General features: G+C 54.5%; 19 protein-coding genes. 11 read left to right on the top strand and 8 right to left on the bottom strand.

The window, feature by feature from the left end; all coding sequences use genetic code 11:
- Window positions 1–24: 24 nt before the first annotated feature.
- Together TREBR_RS04425 and TREBR_RS04420 are read right to left on the bottom strand one after the other, a co-directional pair.
- On the bottom strand, window positions 25–1,770 hold the full coding sequence (locus TREBR_RS04425; protein ID WP_013758024.1) for a tetratricopeptide repeat protein: 1,746 nt from the start codon (window positions 1,768–1,770) through the stop codon (window positions 25–27).
- A gap of 2 nt (window positions 1,771–1,772) precedes the next feature.
- Complete coding sequence (locus TREBR_RS04420) at window positions 1,773–2,390, bottom strand: LiaI-LiaF-like domain-containing protein (RefSeq protein WP_013758023.1); 618 nt, start codon at window positions 2,388–2,390, stop codon at window positions 1,773–1,775.
- Between the two features lie 83 nt (window positions 2,391–2,473).
- Here TREBR_RS04420 and TREBR_RS04415 point away from each other — a divergent pair, with 83 nt between their 5' ends.
- The 4 genes from TREBR_RS04415 (at window position 2,474) to ilvE (ending at window position 7,520) form a co-directional block, all read left to right on the top strand.
- Window positions 2,474–3,517, top strand: a complete 1,044-nt coding sequence (locus TREBR_RS04415; protein WP_013758022.1) for a tetratricopeptide repeat protein — start codon at window positions 2,474–2,476, stop codon at window positions 3,515–3,517.
- The gene (locus TREBR_RS04410) at window positions 3,514–4,782 is read left to right on the top strand and encodes a lytic transglycosylase domain-containing protein (protein ID WP_013758021.1); all 1,269 of its coding nucleotides are present in this window, start codon (window positions 3,514–3,516) and stop codon (window positions 4,780–4,782) included. Before TREBR_RS04415 ends, TREBR_RS04410 begins: the two co-directional genes overlap by 4 nt.
- Before the next feature lie 6 nt (window positions 4,783–4,788).
- Window positions 4,789–6,198 (top strand): OmpA family protein, encoded by a 1,410-nt coding sequence (locus tag TREBR_RS04405; protein ID WP_013758020.1) that lies wholly within the window; start codon window positions 4,789–4,791, stop codon window positions 6,196–6,198.
- A 233-nt stretch (window positions 6,199–6,431) separates the two neighbouring features.
- Window positions 6,432–7,520: a branched-chain-amino-acid transaminase gene (gene ilvE, locus TREBR_RS04400; protein ID WP_013758018.1), complete on the top strand. Its 1,089-nt coding sequence runs from the start codon at window positions 6,432–6,434 to the stop codon at window positions 7,518–7,520.
- A gap of 142 nt (window positions 7,521–7,662) precedes the next feature.
- Here ilvE and TREBR_RS04395 read toward each other — a convergent pair whose 3' ends face one another.
- From TREBR_RS04395 to TREBR_RS04375, 5 genes are all read right to left on the bottom strand, one after another.
- Complete coding sequence (locus tag TREBR_RS04395; RefSeq protein WP_013758017.1) at window positions 7,663–9,120, bottom strand: methyl-accepting chemotaxis protein; 1,458 nt, start codon at window positions 9,118–9,120, stop codon at window positions 7,663–7,665.
- 37 nt (window positions 9,121–9,157) lie between these two features.
- Window positions 9,158–10,537 (bottom strand): 3-phosphoshikimate 1-carboxyvinyltransferase, encoded by a 1,380-nt coding sequence (aroA, locus tag TREBR_RS04390; protein ID WP_013758016.1) that lies wholly within the window; start codon window positions 10,535–10,537, stop codon window positions 9,158–9,160.
- Between the two features lie 8 nt (window positions 10,538–10,545).
- Window positions 10,546–11,775, bottom strand: a complete 1,230-nt coding sequence (locus TREBR_RS04385; RefSeq protein ID WP_013758015.1) for an EAL domain-containing protein — start codon at window positions 11,773–11,775, stop codon at window positions 10,546–10,548.
- A gap of 187 nt (window positions 11,776–11,962) precedes the next feature.
- Window positions 11,963–15,097 carry a FlgD immunoglobulin-like domain containing protein gene (locus tag TREBR_RS04380; RefSeq protein WP_013758014.1) on the bottom strand — a complete coding sequence of 1,045 codons (3,135 nt, stop codon included), beginning with the start codon at window positions 15,095–15,097 and terminating at the stop codon, window positions 11,963–11,965.
- Window positions 15,094–16,110: a PorV/PorQ family protein gene (locus tag TREBR_RS04375; protein ID WP_013758013.1), complete on the bottom strand. Its 1,017-nt coding sequence runs from the start codon at window positions 16,108–16,110 to the stop codon at window positions 15,094–15,096. Before TREBR_RS04375 ends, TREBR_RS04380 begins: the two co-directional genes overlap by 4 nt.
- Before the next feature lie 131 nt (window positions 16,111–16,241).
- Between TREBR_RS04375 and rsxC the strand changes: the two genes are divergently transcribed.
- Genes rsxC through TREBR_RS04345 form a run of 6 tightly spaced genes read left to right on the top strand, consistent with a single transcriptional unit; the run spans window position 16,242 to window position 21,703 of the window.
- The gene (gene rsxC / locus TREBR_RS04370) at window positions 16,242–17,582 is read left to right on the top strand and encodes an electron transport complex subunit RsxC (protein ID WP_041610330.1); all 1,341 of its coding nucleotides are present in this window, start codon (window positions 16,242–16,244) and stop codon (window positions 17,580–17,582) included.
- Window positions 17,583–18,551 carry an RnfABCDGE type electron transport complex subunit D gene (locus TREBR_RS04365; RefSeq protein ID WP_013758011.1) on the top strand — a complete coding sequence of 323 codons (969 nt, stop codon included), beginning with the start codon at window positions 17,583–17,585 and terminating at the stop codon, window positions 18,549–18,551.
- Window positions 18,548–19,669, top strand: a complete 1,122-nt coding sequence (locus TREBR_RS04360; RefSeq protein ID WP_013758010.1) for an FMN-binding protein — start codon at window positions 18,548–18,550, stop codon at window positions 19,667–19,669. Before TREBR_RS04365 ends, TREBR_RS04360 begins: the two co-directional genes overlap by 4 nt.
- Before the next feature lie 10 nt (window positions 19,670–19,679).
- Window positions 19,680–20,303 carry an electron transport complex subunit RsxE gene (rsxE, locus tag TREBR_RS04355; RefSeq protein WP_013758009.1) on the top strand — a complete coding sequence of 208 codons (624 nt, stop codon included), beginning with the start codon at window positions 19,680–19,682 and terminating at the stop codon, window positions 20,301–20,303.
- Entirely contained in the window at window positions 20,300–20,878 is a 579-nt protein-coding gene (locus tag TREBR_RS04350; RefSeq protein WP_013758008.1) for an electron transport complex protein RnfA, read from the top strand. The genes rsxE and TREBR_RS04350 overlap by 4 nt, the downstream gene beginning before the upstream one ends.
- A 9-nt stretch (window positions 20,879–20,887) precedes the next feature.
- Window positions 20,888–21,703 (top strand): RnfABCDGE type electron transport complex subunit B, encoded by an 816-nt coding sequence (locus tag TREBR_RS04345; RefSeq protein WP_013758007.1) that lies wholly within the window; start codon window positions 20,888–20,890, stop codon window positions 21,701–21,703.
- A 97-nt stretch (window positions 21,704–21,800) separates the two neighbouring features.
- Here TREBR_RS04345 and TREBR_RS04340 read toward each other — a convergent pair whose 3' ends face one another.
- Complete coding sequence (locus TREBR_RS04340; protein WP_013758006.1) at window positions 21,801–22,637, bottom strand: cation:proton antiporter domain-containing protein; 837 nt, start codon at window positions 22,635–22,637, stop codon at window positions 21,801–21,803.
- 176 nt (window positions 22,638–22,813) lie between these two features.
- On the opposite strand from TREBR_RS04340, the gene TREBR_RS04335 reads away from it, so the two are divergent.
- Window positions 22,814–24,853, top strand: coding sequence for an NAD(+) synthase (locus TREBR_RS04335; protein WP_013758005.1), 2,040 nt, complete (start codon window positions 22,814–22,816; stop codon window positions 24,851–24,853).
- Window positions 24,854–25,291 lie beyond the last annotated feature (438 nt).

The following is a 25,291-nucleotide window of genomic DNA, read 5'->3' as shown; positions in this document are numbered from 1 at the left end:
CACCGGATTACGCACGTTATCGGATTATTTTAAAAGCAGTTTTTCAAGTTCGCCGTTCAGACGGATAAGATCGGCGTCGTCAGGATTCAGGGCGACCACCTGTTTAAGATAATACTGCGCTTTCCGGTAATCGGCCTTTCCGTAATAATACCGGTACAACTCGTACAGCGGTTCCTGATTGCGCGGATTGGCCGTTAAACTCAGCCGGAGGTCGGCGAGTTTCGCCGCGTCGTTTGCGGCAAGCAGACTGCGCTGATAATATAAAAAACTTTTCAATTTGGCGGAAGCCGAAGGCAGCAGCGTTTCGATAAGCGAAGAAACTTCGGCAGATTTGCCTTGAGCGGCCAGCACGCGGATATACGATTGTCTGACTTCGTCGTCCGTCGGCTCTTTCGCGTACAGTTCCGCGCAGACAGTTTGCGCTTCCGCCAAGAAGTCGAGCTCCAAACAGATTCGTATATGATTCAGCAGCACAGCCGTTTCCGAAACACCGGAGCGGAGCAGACTGGAACTCAAGCCGTACGCGTTCTTCCAGTCTTTATGCCGCATCGCGTCGGAAATGCAGATAACGAGCGCCGCCGAATTATCCGGCTCGGCGGCAAGAATGACGGCGGCGAGTTGTCCGGCAGTTTTACCGTCTACGGTGCCACCGGTTACGGCTGCGAGTTCCGCGGCGAACAGGATAACGTCAAGATCGGCCGGATACCGTTTCAGTGCGTCTTCAATCGTGGCGACGGAGGCCGCCGTATTTTTGTTCCAGTCTTTCTGAATGCGTGCGCGCAGCAGCAGATACCATTTGGCCGTTTTATCGGTGCGGGCGTACACGTCCAGCAGTGAAGAAGCCTTTATGAAATCACCGGTTTCAACCAAAATACGCGCGCGGAACAATAAATACGCCGCGTTGTCCGGTTCCTGCTGCAGCACCTGCGTGATATATTGGTCGGCTTCCGCATACCGTTTCAGCGCGAACGACGCTTCGGCGCATAACTTGAGAACCTGAAGATTCTTGGGATACTGCGCGAGCAGCGCCTGCGCTTCCGTATACGCGGCGGCGGCGGCCCCCGTGTCGAAAACGGCGCGTGCGTATGCGTACGACGTTTCGTAACACGAAGGATCAAGCCGCACGGCGCTCTGAAACATTTCTGCAGCCGACGAAGTGTTGTGCATTTTCCGGTACAGACAGCCCAGCAGATAGCGCACCAGCACCGATCGGGGATTCATTTCCAACGCGGCGGTCAGCGCCGTCTGAGATTCGGCATAATAATCGCCGTTTGAAGAAGCGGACAGCAGGACAAGAGAAGGCAGCACCAACGTGAAAAAATCGGAATTTCCCGTACTGGAATCGTAAATGCCGATTCCGGCCGAATTGATCGCTCCCGTATACGGATTTGAAAAACCGACTTCGGGAATGTTCCACGACACTTTTTCGGACGGCCATACGACGGACATCAGCGAAGAAGCGATGCCCAGCAGCACCTTTTCGGGATCCGAATAATCGGGAGCCGATTTGCGGATTTTTGCAACCGCACTGCGCAGCGACGCCGGAGAACCGATTTCCATATCCTGCATGATCGTCGCGTCTTCAAACGAAAAATAAGAACGCTCCACCCGTTCCGGTACGGCGAGCGGAACGGACGCAATTTCCGGCGCGTTTTCCGTTATCACGCCGGAACCGTTCCGATTACCCGAAGTTGAGACGCACGATACGGTAAAGCAGCATAATACGGCGCTGCACGCGGCAGCGGCCCGACTCCGGAAAAACGACTTCATGGTCAGCGGCGTTCCCCGTCGTCCGAATCGGCAAAATCGTCGTCCCCGTCGTCAGTTAAAACGGCGTCGTCACGGCTACGGGAGAAAAAGAGTACGACCAGCCCGATACCCATGAGAATCAGCATGGACGGCCACCAGCGGGCGGCCACTTCGGAAAACGGCTGCACGATGACGTCCAGCGAAAAAAGCAGAAAAACGGCACCCAGCACGATGATCGCCGCCGCCGGTACCAAAAACACCGGACGGGGGTACTTGGTGCGGTAAAACCCGGCGGTACCGAGCGACAGGCCGCCGCAGATAACGATAACCGGCCATAAATCGGAAATCGTATATGAAAAAATATTGGAATCGGACAGCAGCAGCACGCAGCCGGTCAGACAGAGAAAAAGGCCGGTAAAAAGTAGCCAGCTCTTTTTCGTCTTCGTCAGCGTCCGATACAGAATCAAACCGCCGAACAGCAGCGCGAACAGGGAACGGAGCGCAAAAAAATGTATATGGATATCGGCGGCAAACACTATAAGCAGAAAAATTCCGCCTATCAGAAAAACCAAACCCGCCGCAAGAAAAATGTTGCGCATGGGAGCCGATAAACGTTCACGTATTTTCTTTGAGTCGCTCATTATATTCTCCAATTCTCCTCAATGATAGCATACACTATGACGGGCGTCTTGCCAATAACCAATCGGCATGTTAAAATAAAAATATGTCAGCAAAAATAAAACACTTTTGCCTGGGCCTTTGTATCAGCATCTTTACCGTTTTCGGAACGTCCTGCGCGCAGGAACAGGAGTTGTTCGCACAGAAGCAAAGTCAATTATATCAGATTCTGCAGAATCCCGACTTGCCGCCGGAAAGCAGATACACGGCGATCAACGGCATAGCGAACAATTTATTGGCAACTGAAAAATACGGCGAATTGATACTGTTTTTATCGGACTGGGTAGAAAAACATCCGGAAAGCGAATTCAACGGATATTGGCTGCTGATGATAGCGCACGCGTATTTACAGACGAACGCGGAGCCGATCGCCGAATACTATTTCGACCGGATCATCAAAACGTGTCCGGATTTAACCGTTCAGGGAAAGTCGATCCATTTTCTGTGTCTGCAGAACCTGATCAGAATCAGCAGCGTTCCGGTTCACCGAATCGCGTATTTCAACGAAATCATTTCAAGATTCCCCGAACAGGCCAGCATTACCGAATTGTATTTCAGGATAGCGCTCGAATATGAAAAAGAAGGCGACTGGGATCAGGCGTTAAAATCGTATTCGCTGTTTTTGGAACAGCCGGATGCCGCCACTATCCAGATAGCGGGAGTTCCGGACGCGTACAGCCAGGCGCGCAAACTGATAGATTTCAATAATTCGCCTAAAGACTGGACGTTTGAAAGCCTTGAATCGCTTGAAACCGCGGTAAAACAGGCGATCTCGAATTACAACTACCGCGCCCTCGACAGTTACAAATCGAAAGTCAATTTTTTTGCAATGTCGTGGAAACAGGACGCGACGGATACGAACAGTCAGGAAAACTTTTCGATGCGGAATTTCATGCTCGGCAACCGTATCAGATTCAGTTCGGAACTTGACGAATCGTCAAATCCGAACGAAGCGTACCTGCGGACGTGGGGCTGGAGCCAATACATTTCGGTCTGGTATTTATATTTCCGCAAAGTGAACTTTCCGATAGATCCCGAAATTCACGGACGCTGGGAATGGGCCGGCATCTATTTCGGTGAAAAATTATGATCCGAGCACTGAGCAATAAATGCTACCGAAAACTGCGCGGCGCAATCGCGGCGGCGTACGTATTGACCGCCGTACTGCCCGCTTTTTCCGCACAGGAACTCCCCGGTAAGGAGAACGCCTTTTCTGCCGCACAGCCGGATCAGGAGCCGGCGGGCAACGGCACACCGCCCGATCAGTCAGCCGCCGATACGCAAGCGGCCAAGACGCAGACTGCCGCCGGCGACGTGCAGCTTACGGCAAACACACAGGCCGCCGATACGCAAGCGGCCGATACGCAGACTGCCGCCGCCGAACGGGAAAAAAACGCACTTATACGCACCGAATTGGATATTCCGATTCCGGATCACGAACTCGTACGGAAATATCTGGCGGAATTCCAATCCGCGTTCGGCAAAAAATGGCTCGCGGCGGTTTTGGAAGCGGGAACGCCGTACCGCGCGTACGTCAGACGGCAGCTGGCCGTTCACAACCTGCCGGCGTGTCTCGAATATCTGCCCGTCGTCGAATCGGAATACAAACCTTCGGCAAAATCCCGTTCCGGTGCACTCGGTTTGTGGCAGTTTATGGAAAACAGCATCGCCCCGTTTTTGACAAAAAACGAATGGATAGACGAACGGCTTGATCCGTGGAAATCGACGGACGCGGCGATTCAGAAACTGAAAGACAATTACAACTGGTTCGGCGACTGGCCGCTGGCGATAGCGGCTTACAACTTCGGTGCCGGCGGCCTCAACCGGGCGCTCAAAAAAACGGAAACGAAAACGTTCTGGCATTTGGCTGAAAACGATCTCATAAGCACGCAGGCCGCGCTGTACGTACCGAAATTTCTTGCCGTCGCGGAACTTGCAACGAACGCAGCCTATTACGGGCTGACGCTGCCCGACGTCACCGAAAACGACGTGCCGAGATGGGATGAAATTACCGTTTCAAAATCGATCGCGCTGAGTGATTTGGCCGAGGCGCTCGGCATCGGCTCGGAAACCCTTTCATTTTTGAATCCGGCGCTGATCAAAGGCCGTACGCCTCCCGACGAAGCGTACCGCGTACGGGTGCCGGCGGGCATGAAAGTTCAAGCGGAGCAAGCCGTACGAACGATGATTCCGCTGCCGAAAGATTTCATGTATACCGTACGCAAGGGAGACACGCTGTGGGGGATTTCTCGCCGCTTCGGCACGACGGTTCAAGAGCTGTGTGCGCTCAATAATATAGATGAAAAATCGATTTTATCTATAGGAAAGTCATTGTACGTGCCGATAATTGAATGAGGTGTCATGATTTTGAAAAGAACAGTTTCTCCGGCCGCACGATTGCACAGATTGTGCTGCACAGTATTCATTTTTTGCTGTATCAGCCGCGTCTGTATCGCACAGTCGGTTTCGTCGGAAAGTTTCGTAGACTGGACACAGGAATCGTTCACTTCCCTGCTCGGCATCGATTTACAGCAGGCGGGAATTCCTTTTCCGTCGGGAAAAAATACTGCGGTCAACAAAATCAATATCCAGCTGCCGCTCCTGCTTAAAGATCCGCTTTTATCGCTCACCGTCGATTCTTCGCTCAAATTGGGAGATTTGGTGCTTTCCGGAACACTCACGTTCGACACGATTTCCGCCGTTATAAACGACGCGCGCAAAACTCCCGGTGTTTTCAGTCAGACGGGAATGGTACTGAACATGCAGCACGCCATACGGCTGAACGACCTGAGCGCGCTGCTTATCAGACACAGCCGGCCGTATACGGTGCGGGAACCCATCGAACGGGTTTCCAGCCGCCCGTACAGCGGCATCATTATCGATGCAAGAGGAACGCTTCCCGTACACGGCGAATTCGTCAAAGAACAGGGGGAACCGTGTTTTTTTCCGAAAATATGGGATGAAAACATGAATCTGCTGTACGAACGGAATATGATGGACAGCGACGCCGCAAAAGCGCACGGCATCGTTGAATACGGCTATTCCGACGACGAACTTTTGTATCAGGACAGAGTCGGCAAAGATCCGCTGTACGTCAAGGCGCTCCGCATTTACGGTATGTACCGGACGGATCCGGTTATATCGCGCTCGGACGCGCTCAAAATCCTTTCCGTTCCGCAGAACGTCGAGCTGCTCAGGCAAGGAAGAATCGTTCTGCTGCTCGACGAAGCGCAACTCGTCCGTGCGGTGGGCGCGCCGCTCAAAGACGACGCGTATTACGTCGTTATGCGGGACGTGGCGCAGTTCGTTTACGAAAATAAAGTTCCCGACGTTACGATAACGGACGATTATACGGGTATCCAGATATCGATCCAAAATCTGCAGTTTATTGCGGATTCCGCCGAATTGCTGCCGGCCGAAAAACTTCGGCTCGACACGATTGCGGAACTGCTCAAAACGGTAACGGCGGACAACGAATTCAGCGTAATCGTCGAAGGTCATACGGCGAGCGTCGGTAAACCGGCCGGCGAACAGCAGCTTTCAATTGAGCGGGCACAGGCGATCATCAGCGCAATGGCACAGCGCGGCGTCGATACCGGAACGTTTACCAGCAAAGGATTCGGCGGTACGGTGCCGGTCGGCGACAACGCCACCCCTGAAGGACGCGCGCAGAACCGGCGTGTTGAAATTCTGATCGTACCGAAAACGACCTACATTCAGCGCGACTGGGGCGGACAGGGTTCTCAGCTGCAGAAAACGACGATCGAATGACGTTCGCTCTGCAAAAATCGGCTGCGCGGCTGCGGGTTGACTGCGATTGCGACTCGGCTACGGCCGCGGTTACGACGGTGGCGGCGGATACGGTTACAGTGGCAGCGGATACGGTTACGGTGGCGACGGTAGCACGATACTTTACACATACTGTATAAAGTGCTATCTTATTAAAAATAACATTTATATACGACGGCATGGAAATGTTCCACTACCGCTTTTACGGAGGAAAAATGGCCTTTAATCTTGAAATGTATCCGATAACGTACGTCGCGCGGTATGACGCACAAACGGGTAAATGGAACGAACAGTGGCTTGAAGCCGATACGGTTCCGTACGACGAATTGTTGAAAATGACCGAGCAGGATCGCCAGCAAATCTTTGCAAACCGTAACCAGCTCGGTATTCCGGCCGTTTCGTACACGAGCCAATACGGATACGGTTGTTTTGAAGGAATGAAAGCATATCCGCGCAAAGACGGAAAAATCAGTATCTTCCGTCCCGATCGTAACGCAAAACGGTTTGCAGACTCGATGCGCGGTTTATATTGCCCCGCGTTTCCCGAAGAAATGTACGTCAAAGCGTCCGTTGAATTTATCAAAAGAAACGCCGCACTCGGCTACGTTCCTTCGTACAACGCCGAATGGGAAAAAGACAATTTTGCGTCGGCACACGCGGTCTACATGCGCCCGTACATGAACAGCGAAGCGGCGATCGGCGTCGGTATTTCCAAGGCGCCGTACGTGGTGATCTGCGCAACGAGCGTTTCTTCTTATTTTAAAGGCGGCAATACGAAAGCCGTTACGACGAACAGAATCCGCGCTACTCCGCACGGAACCGGCTGCATCAAATGCGCGTCAAACTACGTGATTTCCGCGCTGGCAAAAAAAGAAGCGGAAGACGCCGGTTATATGGAAGTCGTATATTTGGACGCGGTGCATCATACGTACGTGCAGGAAGGATCTTCCTGCAATATTTTCTTTCTGCTCAAAAACGGTACGCTCGTTACGCCCGAGTTGGGAGACACGATTCTGCCCGGCATTACCCGCGCAAGCGTTATAGAACTTGCCCGGCAAAACGGTGTTGCCGTCGCGGAACGGCCGGTTTCCATTAAGGAAGTCATGAGCAAAGCGACGGAATGCTTCGTTACGGGGACAGCCGCCGGTATCACGCCGATCGAAAGTATTACCCATAACGGAAAAGAGCGGGTTTTCAACGACCGCAAACCCGGAGCGCTCGGCGAAAAACTCCAGAAACTGCTGAAAAGTACGCAATACGGCGCAATCGAAGATAAAAACGGCTGGAACGTTATCGTAGAGTAAGACGTCCGGCCTTCAGCCGGCGGACGTTTCGCCGGTTTCCGGATTCGATACTGCGGCTTCCAAATCCGGCCGCTAAAAAAATGCCCTGAAACGCACGTCGTTTCAGGGCATTTTCATAGAGGCCGCCGAAACGGCGCAGCGTTCAGTCTTTTAATGAAATCAAAGCGTTAATAACTGCCTGCGATTTTGCAAGCAGATCGCCGTAATACGATTCCAACTGCATCCGGGAAAGCGTTTCTTTCTTTTCAAACACGACCTTTACGATTTTATGCAAGGCTTCGTGCTCGGAAACGAGCGTTTTAAACGCGGGATTTGCCGTTACACCGCTGCTTTCCGCATCGTTATCGATCCAGCGTCCCAAATCGCACATATGATGATCGCCGAGTGCAACTCCTTCCGCGGAAATCTTTCCGTCGATCAGAGCTCTTACGCGGGTAACCCAATTCAGATGTTTGAGAACGATAGCGGTAAACGGCATCTTTCTGTCAGAATATTTTGAATCGGCACAATCGCCGGACAGCAATCCTTTCCGGCTGCATCCGTCGATTTCGAGCGCACACGCGATCATATCGTTCATATCGAACAGATCGGTACTTGCAAGCGAACTGATTTCGGCTGAGCTTTTTTTAATTGCATTGAAATTTTCACGACTGCTTTCAACTTCCGCCGTGATGTTTCCCATATGGTTCGTAATTTCTGAAAATTTACCGCTTAACTCGGAAGTTGAATGTGAAATGGATTGTACGGACGACAACACGTCCACGCTGCTCGCCGACAATTCGTTCATTTCAGCAGTAATTTCTTTAAACGAATCCGTGGTTTCATCGACTTTTCCGCCGATCCATTTCATCGCAGTGCCGGCTTCATCGGCGGTATGGCGCGCATCGGCAAGCGTATCGATCATACTCTTGAGCGTCCGTGCGATGTTCGCCGCGTTAGTGCTGGTAACCTCAGATAATTTCCGGATTTCACCGGCAACGACGGCGAATCCCAAACCGGCTTTTCCGGCATGTGCCGCTTCGATAGCAGCGTTCATGGCAAGCAGATTGGTCTGTTCGCTTATATCGTTAATAGCCGAGATAACGTCTTTGATCGCGTCGACGTTCTTGCTCAAAATGTCGATCACTCCGAGTACTTTTGAAACTTTTGCCGAACCTTCTCCCGTTGCGGAGGCCAGTTCAGTCGTAACGGAAATTCGATCGGATACGATCTCCGCAACGTGCTGTACGGAAGAAGTTATCTGGGAAACGGCGGCGCCGGACGTATTCACGGCGCCTTTGAGTTCACCCACAAACGAATTCAATTCCCCCATCTGCGTGTTTATACCGATTATTGCGGAAACGACGTTTTCCATACTTTCCGCAAACGATGCGAACTGATCTCTTTGCAGCAAAATATTGGAAATCACATTTGAAGAAGATTGAATTTTAGAGCGGAACGCTAGAGCCAAACTTTCAGTGGCTCCAAGCAGACTGCTCATATCAGCACATGAAAAATCGATATGGGATTTTTCACCACCAGTTTTTTTACGATTGTCGGCCGCACCGGCAGTTAAATCCGTCGAAGACGGTACTTTTGCGTATTTTTTTAACCCAAGCATGATTCATATATTACTATGAAAAACGGGAGATAGCAAGCTATTTTAAAACAAAATCGGCACCGAGGCTGCCCATTGCCTGAAAAAAATCCGGAAAAGAGACGGCGCAGCATTCGCAGCCAGTTACGGTAACCGGTTCCGCCAACGCAAGGCTCAGCACCGCGAACGACATCGCGACGCGGTGATCCGCGTAACTGTCGACAGCGCCGCCGTGCAAAGAGAACGCCGCGCTGCGCGTTCCGTCCGCACTCAGCGGACTGTGCCCGTGAATCACGATAAAATCGGGGCCGTCTTCCACACGGGCGCCGAGTTTCGACAATTCGGCTTTCATCACCGCGATTCGGTCGGTTTCCTTTTTACGGCACACGGCGATATCTTCTATTATAGTAGTTCCTTCTATAAAACAGGCGGCCGCGCACAACGCGGGCACCGCGTCGGGAAATCCGGCGCAATTCACCCGAAGGATACCGCCGCTCAGGCGTTCCGTCGAAAGGCGCCCCGAAAAACCGATTCCTTTTTGCGCTTCAGTACCGCCGTTCACGACGAGCCGTGAGGCGGCGCGGTCCCAGGTGATATCGGCGCCGACGGACTGCAGAACGGCAACGATCGCTTCGTCACCCTGGCTGCCGCTGCCGTCGATATTGTCGATGACGATGCTGCTGTCCGTAAGGAGGGCCGCAACCAGCGGAAACGCGACAGCCTCCCAATCGGACGGAATCGTCCGGTCGATCGCGGGAAACGGACGCGGCCCGGACACGCTGATCCGCGTAAAATCGGCGTTCATGCTGACCGGAATCCCGACGGATTCGAGCCACTGCTTGGTCATGGCAAGATACGGCACTTCTTTGGGATCCGTCAACTCGATGTCCGTCGTTCCGTTCATACGGGCCGCAGCCATCATGAGTCCGCTGACGTACTGGGACAATCGTCCGTCCGTAACGACGGTTCCCGGTCCGATAGGTCCTTTTACCAGCAGCGGCGGCGCGTCCGTACCGGGGCGGGTAACGTGAGTTTCTGCGCCGAGCTGCCGGAGCGCGTCCGCAAGATGATTGACCGGACGGGTCCGGATGGATTCGTCGCCGGTAAAAACGCTCCAGCCGGAAAACGTCGCGGCGATCGGCGTCAGAAAATACAGAACAGAACCGGAATTTCCCACGTCGACGACATTCGCCGGTAAATGAGCGCGGGCTCCGGCACCGACGACCGTCCAAACGGAATGATCGGCTTCCATCCGCACGGACGCGCCGATTTCGGCGATACAGCGGGCGGCGCTTAAACAGTCTGCGCTCGGCAGCGGGTTCCGGATATACGAAACGCCGTCCGCCAGCGCGGCGAACAGACACGCCCGGATCGTATGACTTTTGGAACCGGGAACGGATATATGACCTTTCAGAACGGAACGTTTCCCAATACAATCCATACGATACCTCATTTTTTCAGAACGGGAGTTTTTATGATTTCTTCAATAAAGTCGATGCAGAGCACCATGCAGTCGGCGGCGGAACAGAGTTTTACGGACAACGTACGGCACAAATTACCGGACGCGTACGACAGGTACGGATCCGTCAAATACCGGCTGATCTTGAACGCCTCGAAACAGGTAAAATACGACTTGAACGAGTTGTCCGCACCTTTTTGAGCCGGAGAAAATATGTACGAACGGGGTTTTATTTTCAAAAACGGCGACGAAATCGTGTTTGAAATCTGTACGCCGTTTTTATCAAGCAGATAGACACATTCGATTTCAGGATTCAATACGATAAATTCCTGCAGAACCGGTTCCATCGCGTCGATATTGTCCGGCGTAATCTGGCGAACCAGCCAATCCGCAAGAGAATTGATATCACCGGTAAGGCGCCGCTTCTGACGCAGCGTTTCAACCGATTCCCGCTTGAGTCTGTCCCGCAGCCGGGCAATCGTCCGCAGCGTTTCGGTTTCCAGCAGCTGCAAATCCGCATCGGGACGGGCGATTGCGTATCCTTGAAACAGATCGACCCCGTACAGGTAACACGTTACGACCTCTTCTACCGTTTCTACCCCTTCAGCAAGACACAGCGACCCGGTCATTTCGGACAGCATGTGAATCGATTTCAAAATCGACTGCCGGTATACGTCGGATTCGATGCCGGCGATGATGCTGCGGTCGATTTTTATAATGTCGGGGCGAATCTGGATCAGTCGCTCCATATTGGAATGTTCGCAGCCGAAATCGTCGATCACGATCAGGAACCCCGATTCGCGGTAATGTTCCACGAACGATATCAAATCATCCGCCGACGCGGCGCGCGATTCGATCAATTCCAGACCGACGTAGCACGGATCAAAACCCATTTTACGCGTCATGACCTGAATGGAAGACGTCGAAACGTCGTCGGGAGAAATGAGCGACGTGTTGATATTCATGAAAAGAAGCGAATGCGAATTCTTCCGGAAACTGCTGAAATACTCCAGCGCCGACTGCTGACAGATTTTATCGAATTCGGCGGAAACGTTCTGCGCGTCCGCAGCCGCGAACAACTCGGAAGGAGAGATAACCGTATCGTAATCCGGATGGATTCCCCTGACGAGCGCTTCGTATGCAAAAATCTGACCCGTTTTCAAACAAACGATCGGTTGGAAATATGAACGGATATGTTTCTGATTTAATATTCCCGGCATATCTGGGCTTCCCGTTACTGAAGTCATAATGCACATACTATATCAAATTTGCAGCGTTCAGTACAGATAAATCAACGGGGAAACGAATAAAAAAACGCGGATACCGATGCGCTGACCGCCGTTCAAGGCGATCCGCCGCGGTATCCGCGTAAAAACCGTTCTAAAAAATTTTCACTTTTCCGACGCGCTACTTGTTCAAAATGAACTCAACACGGCGGTTTTTCCACCAGTTGTCCTTGTCGGACCGGGGAACCACCGGCTGGCGGCCGCCGATACCGACGGTCGTCAGGCGGGAACCGTCCACGCCGAATTCGATCAGCATTTTCTTGACGGTTTGAGCCCGCGCCTCGGAAAGCGGAACGAGCGGAATGTTACCGTTCGCCGTAGACGTTTCTTCCGCCTCGGTGCCGGTTACGTTGTTCGCGTGGCCTTCGATGCGGACCGTGTAATCTTTGAACTTGTTCAAAATCTCGGCAATACGTTTGATAACCCTGATATTGTTATCGATTATCGCCTGATCCAGACCGTTCTTGGGTTCAACGTCTTTACCTTTGAAGTCGGCGTTGTCGCTGCGGAAGATGATCGACGGGACCTGTATTTTGAGCACGTCGCCCACGCGGATAACGAGCACGTCCACCGAAATCAGCCCCGCCGCTTCGGATTTCATACCGAGCGTATCGGTTACCCTGAATACGTACGGATAATCCGTCGCGGACTGCACCAGTTCTCCGTTGTTGCCGCGGCCGTCCCAGACCATGCGTTCGGTTACGACGGACGTTCCGCTGCTCGACCAGAACGCTTTGCCGTTCTGGGGATCGTACACTTCAAACGACCACGACGCGAGCGGAACGGCGGAAGCGACTTTCAGCGAAATGAACAGATCGTCGTCGACGCCGTCGTTATCGGGACTGAAGTAACGCGGCGCGGTCCGCACGGTGAGCTGCGGCGCCGTTACCGTACAGATAAACGGAGCAGTCACGGCGCTCACCGTATTTCCCTTCACGTACACCGCTTCAAGCGAAGCCGTGAACGTACCTTCGGCGGGAACCCCGCTCGCAGTCAATCCGTCCCAATTGATAACGGCGGGCACGTCGGCGCTGTCTTTCTGAGACCAGGAACGCACGACCGTACCGTCGGCGGCTTTTACCGCAAACGTCCAAGACTCGACGCCTTCGCTCAGCGTCGTCCGTATCGTAAACTTCTGCACGTCCTTAAATCCGTCCCCGTTCGGAGAAAAAGCGTCTTCCGAAGCCGTCACGTAGATTTTGGCCTCGCGCGTGTCGACCGTAATGTCGGAAATCTCGGCGGAACCTTTGTTTCCGGCCGCGTCTTCGGCAAAAACGGTGAACCGGTACGTACCGTCGGGCACTTTGTTTCCGGAACCGTCGCTGCCGTTCCAACTGAACGACTGCGCGTAATTTTCCCAAACGAACTCGTCCACCACTTTGCCGGCGGCGGGACCTTTTACCCCTTCTATGCGGCCCGTCCAGCGCGCTTCCTTGCCGGAGGCAATCGTGAACGGCAATTCGTCTTTATTTCCGTCGCCATCGGGAGAGAACACCGTATACGGAACGGAAACCGTTACTTCAGGATACGCCGTATCCAGTTCAAACGGCTGTGTTACCGTTTTGGTGATGCTGCCGTTTTTAGACGTCGTTTCGAGCACTGCGGTATAAAAGCCGTCCGCACTGCGCGTTCCGCCGTCGGTCAGCCCGTTCCACGACAGTTTCGCCGGAAGGGACTTCGCATCGCGGATCGTCTTTACGACGCTACCGGACGAATCGATTATCGTCAGCACATATGAAACGACTCCGCTGTGCGTCTTTACGACCGGCGTCAGCGTTACCGTATCGCGGATACCGTCGCCGTTCGGAGAGAAGGCCATCGGCTGCACGGTCAGTATGACTTCCGTCGTTCCGGTATTCAGCTCGAACGCAGACGTAACCGCTTCCGTTTTGTTTCCGGCGAGATCCGTCGTATACAGGCGGTACGTGTAAAATCCGTCCGCACACAGCAGTCCGGTATTGTCCAGTCCGTCCCATATCACCGGAGAAACAGGCTGCGCGCCGAACGTGTATTTTCTGACCGGGGAACCGTGTCCGTCAAGAATTTCTCCGAACCATTCTTTTTCGGCCGAACCTTCCTGCACGATTTCTATCGTGTCCATGCGTCCGTCGCCGTCAGGAGAGAATATGGCCGACGCGGCGCGTACGGATGCCGCCGGCGCAATCGTATCAAGAACGAACACCGGCGATTTTATCGGCGCAGGTTCAAATCCGTTCAGATACGAAGCGGTTACGACCGCTTGATACGGACCGTCGGCAAGCACGGAAAGCGCGTCGTTTTTGCAGTCGAATACTAGAGAAGCCGGCGCCGGATCGGAACCGGCAAAAGTGCGAACCGCCGTTCCGCTGCCGTCGACGACGGTAATTTTCCATGAAACGAGTCTGTTCGCACCGTTTTTGCCGCCGGAAGGAATCGTTACGTCGAACGAAACCGTATCCTGCACGCCGTCGCCGTTCGGCGACGCGTACTTGCTTCCGTTTATCGTAATGTTCGTACCCGGTTTTTCCGCGGAATAAATGATATTTGCAATATGCGTTACCGGCGCAACGTTGCCGGCACGATCGGTTGCGGTGATTCTATACGAATACACGCCGTCGGGAACCGGCTGTCCCGCGTCGTTCCGACCGTCCCACTCGAACGGCAGCGGAGACCCGTTTTCCCAGGTATACGTGCGCACGGCGCTGCCCGCCGTATCGTAAAAAGCACCGATCCATTTGTCTTCAACGGAACCGGACTGCTGCACCGGCAAAACGGCCTTGCTGCCCTCGCCGAATATCTTATCGGCATCGGCGATCGGTTTGACCGTAACGGAGGGATCCGTGTTGTCCACTACGACCTGAAGGGAAGCGGTGCGGCTCACGTTTCCGTTGTCGTCCGACGCCGCAAAATAATAGTAATACGTACCGTCGGGAGCGGTTTCACCAGAATCGAGCACGCCGTTCCACGTTACGGAAGACGGAATCTCGACACCCTGTTTTGGGGTAACCAATCGGTTGAAAAAGTTCTTGAAAGACATGCCGTCGGGCAGCTTTACCTTATTACCGATCGTCCGCACGGGATTTCCGTCCGCGTCGGTAATGACGAAACTCCATTCTTTTATATACCGCTTGTCTTTTACGGAAAGCGGCACCGTCAGCTGATCCTGAACGCCGTCGTTGTTCGGCGAAATATAGACGGTCCCTTTTTGGGCAAAAAGCGGGACGCTGCCCGCGAACAGACAGAACGCGGTCAACGCGCATATCATTTTCTTATTCATTCTTCGTCACCCCACAGAACGATAACAGGCGCTTCGGTATCGGTCAGACCGAGCCGCAGCGACGCCGCGGCGGAAACGGCCTGAACGCCGCCGTACAATTGCTGCCACGCACCGGACGTAATAAGATCACTCTGCTGCCAGCCGTTTTCAGCCATAAACCTATTGTCCGTCGTATTGATACCGAATTTGACGCTTACGCCGACGGAAGGCAGCAAGTTGTAATTTTCGGCGATAACTTCTTTCAAATTAAACTGCCAGCCGGTTTTGAGCGTTACCATATCGGAAAACTGCAGCTGCAGTCCCGCATCGAATACCAGATTTGAAAACTGCGGCGCACTCAGATCCGCCGAAAACGCACCTTTCAGATTTTTTACGGAAAACAGCGTGGCCGCGATCCCCATGCGCGGAGTAAAAATTCCGGGCATTCCCCACACGAGCGGTTTTCCCATATTTGCCAGTGAAAAACCGATACGCGTGTCGCGCAAAAATCCCAGCGCGCCCAACCGGTACCATACGCCGACATCGAGACCGAGCCCCCAGTGAACGCCGTCGCCCCAATTGACGCTGCCGTTCAGCGCGGCACCGGCATACAGATTATCCGTAATATCTTTTGCGAAACCGGTACGCAGCGCGACCGTATTGTACAGTTTCAGCGGTTCAAAATCGGCCGAGATTCCCTGAAGAACACCGGAAAAGACACCCCAGCGGGTCGGCACGAGCAATCCGAGCTGCCCCGCTCCGCCCAGGGAAAAACCGCCGGATGTCGAAAAAAGCGCCGTATAACCGGCGTCGAGTCCTATCCGCTGATCCCCCGCAGTCAGCGCGGGATTGATCGTTATGGAATCGGGAGCTGTCGTAAAAAATCCGCCGCCGGCTGAAGAACCGGCCTGCGAAAGCATATCCGGCGAGACGAGACGGAACATATATTCGGCTCCGGCAGGCGGATCATACGCGAAAACCGCGACCGCACTGCACAGGAAACCGGCTGCTGCTGCCAGAATCTTTTTGGACATTCTGAAACCTCCATTTCATTTCCAATTATATCGTGAATATATAATATAATCCAGTTCATTCAAAAAAAATGCCTGAATCCTGCAAAAACCTGTGCTTGACCTGTGCCTTTCTGTACTATAGAATATATGGTATGAAAACACAGACTTTCAAAGGCGGAGTCCATCCGCCGGAACATAAGGAATCGACGCAGGGTTCTCCTATTGAACCGGTCGTTCCCGTCACTAAAACGGTATGCATACCCGTTACACAAGGCGGAGCTCCGAATCAGCCGATCGTAGCGGTAGGCGACAGCGTCGCGCGGGGACAGAAAATAGCCGATTCCCATGCGTATATGTCCGCTCCCGTACACGCTTCGATCGCCGGAACGGTCAAAAAAATTGAAACCCATCTGGTTACGGCGAACAGGGAAGAACTGTGCATCGCCATTCAGGGAGACGATTCTGATCGAACGGAATTTCTGCCCGTACTGGACCCGTTCGCCTGTTCCAAAGAAGAAGCGCTCACCCGAATCCGCGAAGCGGGTATCGTCGGCATGGGAGGAGCCGCCTTCCCTACTCACGTAAAACTGAATCCTCCCGCAGGCAAAAAAATCGAATACGTGCTGGCAAACGCGGCGGAATGCGAACCGTATCTGACTATAGACGAACGGACGATGATCGAAACGCCGCAGAAACTGATCGACGGCCTTGCAATCGCCATGAACGTTACCGGCGCGGCGCACGGCATCGTAGTCCTTGAAGACAACAAAAAACACGTGTACCCCGTATTGGAAAAAACGATAGCGGACGCAGGTTACACCGATACGATCGGTATCGTCTTGTGCAAAACGAAATATCCGCAAGGCGGAGAAAAAAATATCACCGTCGCCGCGGTGGGTCGGGAAATTCCCGCGGGCGGACTTCCGGCCGACGTCGGCTGCGTCATAGACAACGTGGGAACGTTGTGCGCGATTTCCGAAGCGTTCCGCGAGGGAAAACCGCTCGTCGACCGCGGATTGACGATTTCCGGTGGCGCGTGCGAAACACCTAAAAACCTGAAAGTTCCCGTCGGTACGCTCGTAGGAGATTTGATTCCGGCGAACGTCACGCTGCGCCCCGGCGTCGCGAAAATCATTTCAGGCGGTCCGATGATGGGATTCGCCATGACCAACGCAAATTTTCCGGTTGCAAAAAACACGTCCGGCGTGCTGTTTCTGACCGCCGGGGAAACGTACCTCGCCGATGAAAATCCGTGCATCGGCTGCGGAAAATGCATCGACGTCTGTTCGTGCCGCCTCGCGCCGGTACTCATCGTGCGCGCGCTGAAAGCGGGCGACTACGAAGAAGCCAAACGGTACGGTCTCATGGACTGCGTGGAATGCGGTACGTGCGGCTATATCTGTCCGGCGCACGTCCGGCTGATCCAGCGCTTCCGAATCGGAAAAGCGGCAGTCCGCGCCGAAGCGGCGAAACAAAAAGAAGGGGGAAAGTAAATGGCTGCTCCGTCAGATGTAAACGAAATTTATCTTTCATCAAGTCCGCATTTCGCTTCGGGAAGAAGCACTTCCGGCGTCATGCTGTGCGTAATCATCGCACTGCTGCCGCTGTGCGTATACGGCGTCGTCCTGTTCGGTGTTCCGGCACTGATAACGATTCTTACCGCCGTCGTCTCAAGCGTCGTGTTTGAAGCGTTGTTCCAAAAACTCACCAAACAGCAGATTCGCACGGCGGATTTGTCTGCGGCGGTAACCGGCATACTGCTTGCGCTCGTGCTGCCGCCGTCCACGCCCGTCTGGATGACGGTGCTCGGTTCGCTGTTCGCCGTAGTCGTTGCCAAAGGTTTTTTCGGCGGCATCGGAGCAAACGTGTTCAATCCGGCGCTCGCCGGACGCGCGTTCCTGTTCACCAGTTTTCCGGTCGCGCTTTCCGCCTGGACGCTGCCGTTCGACGGCGTAAGCGGCGCGACCGTTTTGAGTGAAATAAAAAGCGGCGTGTTTTTTGCCGATTCGGATACGTATCTTCAGTATTTTCTGGGGAATCGCGCGGGCTGCATCGGAGAAACGAGCACTATGCTCATTCTGATCGCGTTCGTCTTTCTGGCAGTCACCAAAATCATCGACTGGCGCGCGCCGGTCGCGATGATAGCGGTAACGGCGCTGTGCACTTGGCTTTCGGGCGGCTATCCGCTGATGGCGGTGATGACCGGCGGCCTGATGTTCGGCGCCGTGTTCATGACGACCGATTACACCACGAGCCCCGTGACCAAAACCGGCCGGCTGATATTCGGCGCGGGCTGCGGACTCATAACTTTTTTAATCCGTCAGTTCGGCGGATACCCGGAAGGCGTCATGTTCAGTATTCTGATCATGAACATTCTGGTTCCGTTTCTCGATAAATTCATGCCGAGAAAATACGGATACGGCAAAAAACGCGCCCGGACGGAAGGAGCTGCCGCAAAATGAAAAACATGATCAAACTCGGTTTGGCGCTCGCGGCTTTTGCGAGCGTAGCGTGCGTGCTGCTCGCCGTCGTCAGTTTGCTGACGGCGCCTGCGATCGCCGCCGCGAAGGAAGCGGAAGTAAACGCGGGGCTGACGGTCGTGTTCAGCCGCGCTTCGGCGTTTGAAAAAGCGCCCGGTTTTACGCCTGACACGGCGACCGCCGTAAAAGCGGAAAACCTGTATTTGGCAAAAAAAGACGGCAGCGTCGTCGGCGCGGTCATACAGGCGAGCGGCCCCACTTACGATAAGGCGACGATTCTGCTCGGTCTCGATCTGACGCGCACCATCACCGGCATAAAGTTTCTGTCCATCAGCGATACGCCCGGTTTCGGACAGCGCGCGACCGAACCCGCGTTCTACACGCAGTTCGCCGGTAAATCCGCGAACGACAACTTCGTCGTGGGAAGCGACGTGGACGTGATTTCCGGCGCGACGATAACGTCGAAAGGCGTCGCCCAGCTGGTCAAATACGCTTCGTACGTCGCCGGCGAATTTCTTGCGGCAAATTACGGCGGAGCGTCCGGCAGCGGAGAAGCGCCGGTCATAGCCGCTCCCGCGCAGGCGTTTACGTATCAGGATGCGTATCTGTCGCTGTTCCCGCCCGAAACGTACCCCGACGCGACGTTCACCGAAGTCGACAAAGACCTGAACAGAATCGTCCGCAACATGCTCGTTGAAAAACAGGTTATCGTTACGGTCGCCGGAAAAACCGCCGGCGCGATGGTCGCCGTTCGCGGCCAGACGTACAAGAAAGGCGGCGTCGTGCTTACCGCCGTCGACATGAACAGGACGATACTCGGCGCGCGGATCATCGAACTGAACGACACGCCGAATATCGGTCAGCAGGCGCTGGAAGAGTCGTTCTACGGCCAATTCGCCGGCAAATCCGCCGATGCGGCGCTGCTCGTCGCATCAGATTTCGACGCGCTTTCGGGAGCGACGATCACGTCCGCCTGCGTGGCGGATATGGTTAAAGTCGGCGCAATGGAAGCCGCCTGGGTCGCCACGTCGCGCGGAGGAAAAACCGCCCCCGCCGATTCGGATGAATATCCCCTGAACGGGCTGTATCTGGAAGAATAGAGGAATTGCCATGAAAAAATATGTACGTATTTTTACCAACGGGTTGCTGAAAGAAAATCCGCTGCTGGTTCTGATGATCGGCTTATGTTCGTCGCTCGCCGTTACGACCCGTTTTGAAAACGGTTTGGGAATGGGACTGGCAATGACGTTCGTACTCGTCATGAGTGAAATCATCATCAGCCTGTTCCGGAAACTTATTCCGGATTCGATCCGCATTCCGGTATTTATCATCGTTATCGCCTCGTTTACGACGATCGTCGATTTGCTCATGCAGGCGTACGTGCCGGCTCTGTCAAAATCGATGGGCGTGTTCATTCCGCTCATCGTCGTAAACTGCATCATCATGGGCCGAGTCGAATCGTTCGCGTCAAAACGGAGCGTGGGAGAAGCGGCCTGCGACGCGCTCGGTATGGGGTTCGGCTATCTGTGGGTACTGTGCGGAATCTCGTTCGTCCGCGAATTGCTCGGAGCCGGTTCCGTATTCGGATACGAAGTCATTCCCGAAGCGTATCGCATCGGCTTTTTCAAGAACGCGCCGGGCGGATTCTTCGTATTCGGCATGTTCATCGCCGTCAGTATGGGAATCAGACGATTGACGACTGCCGGAAAAACTGAAACGGGAGAAGCGAAATGAACGAATATCTGAAAATCTTTCTGTCTTCGATGCTCGTGGACAACGTCGTGCTTATCCAGTTTTTGGCGCTGTGCCCGTTTATCGGCATGACGACCGACACCGGAAAGGCGACGGGCATGGGTATCGCCACGTCGTTCGTTATGGTTCTGGCAACGGCGGTAACGTATCCGCTGTACCATTTCATTTTGGCGCCGCTGGAATTGGAATTCCTTCAGACGCTGGTGTTCATTCTGGTCATCGCAAGCCTCGTGCAGCTGGTTGAATTCTATTTGAAAAAATCGGCGCCGGCGCTGTACAGTTCCATGGGCGTGTACCTTGCGCTCATTACGACCAACTGTGCGATTCTGGCCGTAACCCTGAACTGCATCAGCAAGAATTACAACTTCGGCGAGTCGATCGTATACGCGGTCGGCTCCGCGGCGGGTTTTCTGATGTCGATGATTTTGATGTCCGGAGTCCGCAAGTGGATCAGAATAGCGCCGGTGCCGGCTTTTCTGCAGGGAACGCCGATTCTGTTCGTTGCGGCAGGACTGCTTTCGATGGCGTTCGGCGGATTTGCCGGACTGATTAAATAGGAGCGCGGAATGACAACGATTTTAATAACCCTCGGGATTTCGTTTGCGATAGCATTTATCCTCGGAGTCCTGCTCGGTTTTTTCAAGAAAATATTTTACGTACCGGTTGATCCGACCATAGAAAAAGTGCGTTCGGCGCTTCCGGGGGCAAACTGCGGTGCGTGCGGATATCCCGGATGCGACGGATTCGCCGCGGCGGTTGCCGCGGGAAACGCACCGGTCGACGGCTGTGCGGCCGGCGGCGCCGCTACCGCCGAAGCGGTCGGAAACATCATGGGCGTTTCGGCAAGCGCGGTGCAGCAAGTAGCCCTGCTCGCCTGTCAGGGCAGCAAAGAGCACGCCCAGCCGCGCGGAACGTATAACGGTGTCAAAACCTGCCGCGCAGCTAAATTGAGCATCAACGGAACCAAAATGTGTTCGTACGGCTGCATCGGATTCGCCGACTGTGTCGCCGTCTGCAAATTCGACGCGCTCGCGATGAAAGACGACGGCCTGCCGCACGTCGATTACGCCAAATGCACCGGCTGCGGTATGTGCGTTGCAGAATGCCCGCAGGGACTGTTTGCAAAAGTAGACTCAGCGCGCAAAGGCGCCGTCGCGCGGTGTTCAAACCGCAGCACGAACAAAGCGCCGATCATAAAGCAGTGCAAAACCGGCTGTATCAAATGCGGCAAGTGCGAACGCGCCTGCCCGGAACACGCGCTCGTCGTTACGAACGGCATTCCGCTTGTCGATTACGGAAAGTGTACGTCGTGCGGCGAATGCATCAAAGGTTGCCCCACGCACGTGCTGGAGCTTGTTGAAAACATCACAGCCGTACGATAAAAAACGGCGCATATATGCAAAACCTTCGGAGGGCAGCTTCCGAAGGTTTTTTGTTTGTCCGGGTGAGCCGGCTCGCAATTACGGCACAAGTTCGCAGTTACCGCGCGGCTTTACGGTTACCGCACGGAAGCAGCGTGAACCCGAGGTATTTTTGCACCGTTACCGGCAACCCGGTGGCCTTTGCGCCGACCCGCGCGCCGAAATATTTTCCGCACGCACGGGCGACGATATAAACGAACGTAAACAGTCCCGCGCCCGCAATCGCCCGATAATCCAACGGTGCGCCCAGATTCAAAATTACCGCAATCATGGCAATTCCCAGCAGCATGAAATTCAGCAGAGGAGCCGGCATAAGATACGTATTGCACAGCAGTCCGATGCCCGCCGTTGCCGCAATCATTCCGATCAAAACCGCAAGCGTCGCCCCTTTTCGCGCTGTCTTTTTGAGCAGATATCCCGCCGGAACGCCCGTCAGAGTACCGATCAGCAGCGGCAGGACAATCATAACCGGAATCATATACAGCGGAAGCGCGCCGCCGGATACGTGCCGAGCGACGATCGCAATCGTAGTAAAAAAAACGACGACGCCGACCATATCGTCAAGAGCCGCCATCGGAATCAACGTTTTGCTGACGGGACCGGCAGTCCGGAACTCGCGGACAATCGAGAGTGCGGGAGCGGGAGCCGTTGCCAGCGCGATAGCGCCGAAAATGAACGAAAGATACGGCGGTGTTCCGGTACACGCAAAGACTGCGGCGAATACCGCCGATACGACGACGAAAGTTCCCAGCGATTGCGTCAGCGTCGTTATGAACAGGGCCGTTCCGTATCGCTTCAGCTGCGTCCCTATCAGTTCGGTACCTATCAGCAGCCCCACCGTGCATTCCAAAACAGCAAGGGCCGCGGCCCAGCGCAGAACCAGTAATGGAATCATAAGACCTCTCTTTCAGTTATTCCGTGCAGCATGAAATCAAGCAGCTGCGGAAGTTTTTTTTCATGCTCGGCCGCCCGTTCCCGGCCGACCCGCACGTTCGCCGCCGGCCCCTGCGGGTACTCCGCACGCTTTCCGCGTCTCTTGTACGAACGAAGCGATCGCAGTATACTGAGCGTATGAATTACGGATTTTTCCGCGCTGCGTGCGCGAGCCCCGCCGTTACCGTGGCAGACTGCGTTAAAAACGCGGACGCAATTATAGAACAGATTCAGCAGGCCGCGCAGCACGGCGCGGCGCTCATCGTGTTTCCCGAACTGTCCATAACCGGCTATACCTGCGGCGATCTGTTTTTGCAGCGGACGCTGCAACGTTCCGCCGTCGCCCAGCTGGAACGGATTGCGGCGGAAACGGCGGGCTGCGGAGCGCTTTCACTCGTGGGACTGCCGCTTGCCGCCGACGACACGCTGTACAACTGCGCAGCGTACGTGTACGGCGGAGAAGTCGTCGCCGTCGTGCCCAAAACGTTCATTCCCAATTACGCGGAATTTTACGAGCGCCGCCATTTCAGTCCGGCTCCCGACGCGAATGCGCCGGACGCAGCTTGTACACGCACGGAAGGAAAAACCGTCTGCCTTTCCCAGCGCTTTCCGGCAGTGCCGTTCGGAACCGACATTCTCATCCGCGACGTGCGGAACCGGGACGCGGTGATTGCCGCGGAAATTTGCGAAGATGTATGGGTTCCGGCCGCGCCGTCGCAGCGGCACGCGCTTTCGGGAGCAACCGTTATCGCAAACCTTTCGGCCAGCAACGAAATCATCGGTAAGGCCGAATACCGGCGGATGCTGGTGCAGTCGCAGTCGGCTCGCCTGCAGTGCGCGTACTTGTACGCCGACGCAGGCAACGGCGAATCGACGACCGATATGGTTTTTGCCGCGCACAACATCGCCGCCGAAAACGGCAGCGTTCTTGCCGAATCCGAATTGTTCGGAACAGGCTTGATTTTTGCCGATTTCGATCTTGAATTGCTGCTGCAGGAACGCAGGCGAACCGGAACGTTCGCCCAGTGCGCGCGGGACGCCGGCGTCGGTTCCTACCGCAGCATATACGTCGATTTGCCGTCCCGAGCGGAAGCCGAAGCGGACGAACTCCGGTACCGGCGCATCGATCCGCATCCGTTCGTGCCGTCGGGTACGCGCGAACGTACGGAACGCTGCCGCCGCGTAGTGGAACTACAGGCCGAAGGGCTTGCCAAACGGCTTCGCCACACGAACGCACGGACAGCCGTCATCGGCCTTTCCGGCGGCTTGGATTCTACGCTCGCCCTGCTGGTAACCGCGGAGGCGTTCCGCCGCTGTAAACTGGATCCGGCGGGAATAGAGGCCGTTACGATGCCCTGCTTCGGCACGACGGAGCGGACGCACCGCAACGCGGTTCGCCTTTCAAAGCGGCTGCACACTTCGTTCAGGGAAATACCGATCGCCGAAGCCGTCCGACAGCATTTTGCGGACATCGGCCACGACGAATCGGTTCACGACGTTACGTACGAAAACGCTCAGGCGCGCGAACGGACGCAAATCCTGATGGACGTGGCGAATAAAACCGGCGGCCTGGTCATCGGAACGGGAGACTTGTCGGAATCGGCGCTGGGCTGGGCCACGTACAACGGCGATCACATGTCCATGTACGGCGTCAATTCGTCCGTTCCCAAAACGTTGGTGCGCTATTTGGTCGCCTGGTTTGCCGATGAAGCGGACTCGGCCGACGCGGAACTCGCCGCGGTGCTCCGCGACATTCTCGACACGCCGGTCAGTCCCGAACTGCTGCCGCCGGAAGACGGCGCCATTTCGCAAAAAACGGAAGAGCTCGTCGGGCCGTACGAACTGCACGATTTCTTTTTGTATTACGTACTGCGCCGCGGTTTCAGCCCGGCAAAAATATATTATCTTGCGCGGAAGGCGTTCTGCAGCGGCGGCAAAGCAAGCGCGGAAGGCGTGCCGGACTGCGAAACGGCACGTGCGGCCGGAGTGTACCGCCCGGAAACGGTTCTCAAATGGCTCAAAATCTTTTACCGCCGCTTCTTTTCGCAGCAGTTTAAACGTTCCTGTATGCCCGACGGCGCTAAAGTCGGTACGGTCAACTTGTCTCCGCGCGGAGACTGGCGTATGCCCAGCGACGCGTCGTGCGCGCTCTGGCAGCAGGAACTGGACAACTTGTAAACCGTCGAGCCGCTGCGGAAGAATGCGGAGAAAGCTGCGGAACAATACGGAGAAACATGCGCATCTTTTCCCTAAAACATGCGGAAGAAAATAAAAAACATGCGCATCTTTTCCCTAAAACATGCGGAAGAAAATAAAAAACATGCGCATCTTTTGTCCAAAATATGCGGAAGAAAATAAAAAACATGCGCATCTTTTCCTCAAAACATGCGGAAGAAATTTAAAAACATGCGCATCTTTTCCCTAAAACATGCGGAAGAAAATAAAAAACATGCGCATCTTTTGTCCAAAATATGCGGAAGAAAATAAAAAACATGCGCATCTTTTGTCCAAAACGCCTGCCTCATACAACTTTGCCTCATACAACTCCGCCGGAGACCGAATTGAAAAGTTTTTCCTAAACGTCGGATTTAACTTTGTCATTCGGCTTTTCCGTGT

This window comes from Treponema brennaborense DSM 12168, assembly GCF_000212415.1.
GTDB lineage: Bacteria > Spirochaetota > Spirochaetia > Treponematales > Treponemataceae > Treponema_F > Treponema_F brennaborense.
This window is presented reverse-complemented; position numbering and strand designations above follow the sequence as displayed.

Coding starts and splice junctions, on each gene's coding strand:
- TREBR_RS04385 (WP_013758015.1), bottom strand. CDS start 11,775: ATGCCGGGAATATTAAATCAGAAACATATCCGTTCATATTTCCAACCG.
- TREBR_RS04405 (WP_013758020.1), top strand. CDS start 4,789: ATGATTTTGAAAAGAACAGTTTCTCCGGCCGCACGATTGCACAGATTG.
- TREBR_RS04345 (WP_013758007.1), top strand. CDS start 20,888: ATGACAACGATTTTAATAACCCTCGGGATTTCGTTTGCGATAGCATTT.
- aroA (WP_013758016.1), bottom strand. CDS start 10,537: ATGGATTGTATTGGGAAACGTTCCGTTCTGAAAGGTCATATATCCGTT.
- TREBR_RS04375 (WP_013758013.1), bottom strand. CDS start 16,110: ATGTCCAAAAAGATTCTGGCAGCAGCAGCCGGTTTCCTGTGCAGTGCG.
- TREBR_RS04420 (WP_013758023.1), bottom strand. CDS start 2,390: ATGAGCGACTCAAAGAAAATACGTGAACGTTTATCGGCTCCCATGCGC.
- TREBR_RS04415 (WP_013758022.1), top strand. CDS start 2,474: ATGTCAGCAAAAATAAAACACTTTTGCCTGGGCCTTTGTATCAGCATC.
- rsxC (WP_041610330.1), top strand. CDS start 16,242: ATGAAAACACAGACTTTCAAAGGCGGAGTCCATCCGCCGGAACATAAG.
- ilvE (WP_013758018.1), top strand. CDS start 6,432: ATGGCCTTTAATCTTGAAATGTATCCGATAACGTACGTCGCGCGGTAT.
- TREBR_RS04335 (WP_013758005.1), top strand. CDS start 22,814: ATGAATTACGGATTTTTCCGCGCTGCGTGCGCGAGCCCCGCCGTTACC.
- TREBR_RS04395 (WP_013758017.1), bottom strand. CDS start 9,120: ATGCTTGGGTTAAAAAAATACGCAAAAGTACCGTCTTCGACGGATTTA.
- TREBR_RS04425 (WP_013758024.1), bottom strand. CDS start 1,770: ATGAAGTCGTTTTTCCGGAGTCGGGCCGCTGCCGCGTGCAGCGCCGTA.
- TREBR_RS04360 (WP_013758010.1), top strand. CDS start 18,548: ATGAAAAACATGATCAAACTCGGTTTGGCGCTCGCGGCTTTTGCGAGC.
- TREBR_RS04350 (WP_013758008.1), top strand. CDS start 20,300: ATGAACGAATATCTGAAAATCTTTCTGTCTTCGATGCTCGTGGACAAC.
- TREBR_RS04380 (WP_013758014.1), bottom strand. CDS start 15,097: ATGAATAAGAAAATGATATGCGCGTTGACCGCGTTCTGTCTGTTCGCG.
- TREBR_RS04340 (WP_013758006.1), bottom strand. CDS start 22,637: ATGATTCCATTACTGGTTCTGCGCTGGGCCGCGGCCCTTGCTGTTTTG.
- rsxE (WP_013758009.1), top strand. CDS start 19,680: ATGAAAAAATATGTACGTATTTTTACCAACGGGTTGCTGAAAGAAAAT.
- TREBR_RS04365 (WP_013758011.1), top strand. CDS start 17,583: ATGGCTGCTCCGTCAGATGTAAACGAAATTTATCTTTCATCAAGTCCG.
- TREBR_RS04410 (WP_013758021.1), top strand. CDS start 3,514: ATGATCCGAGCACTGAGCAATAAATGCTACCGAAAACTGCGCGGCGCA.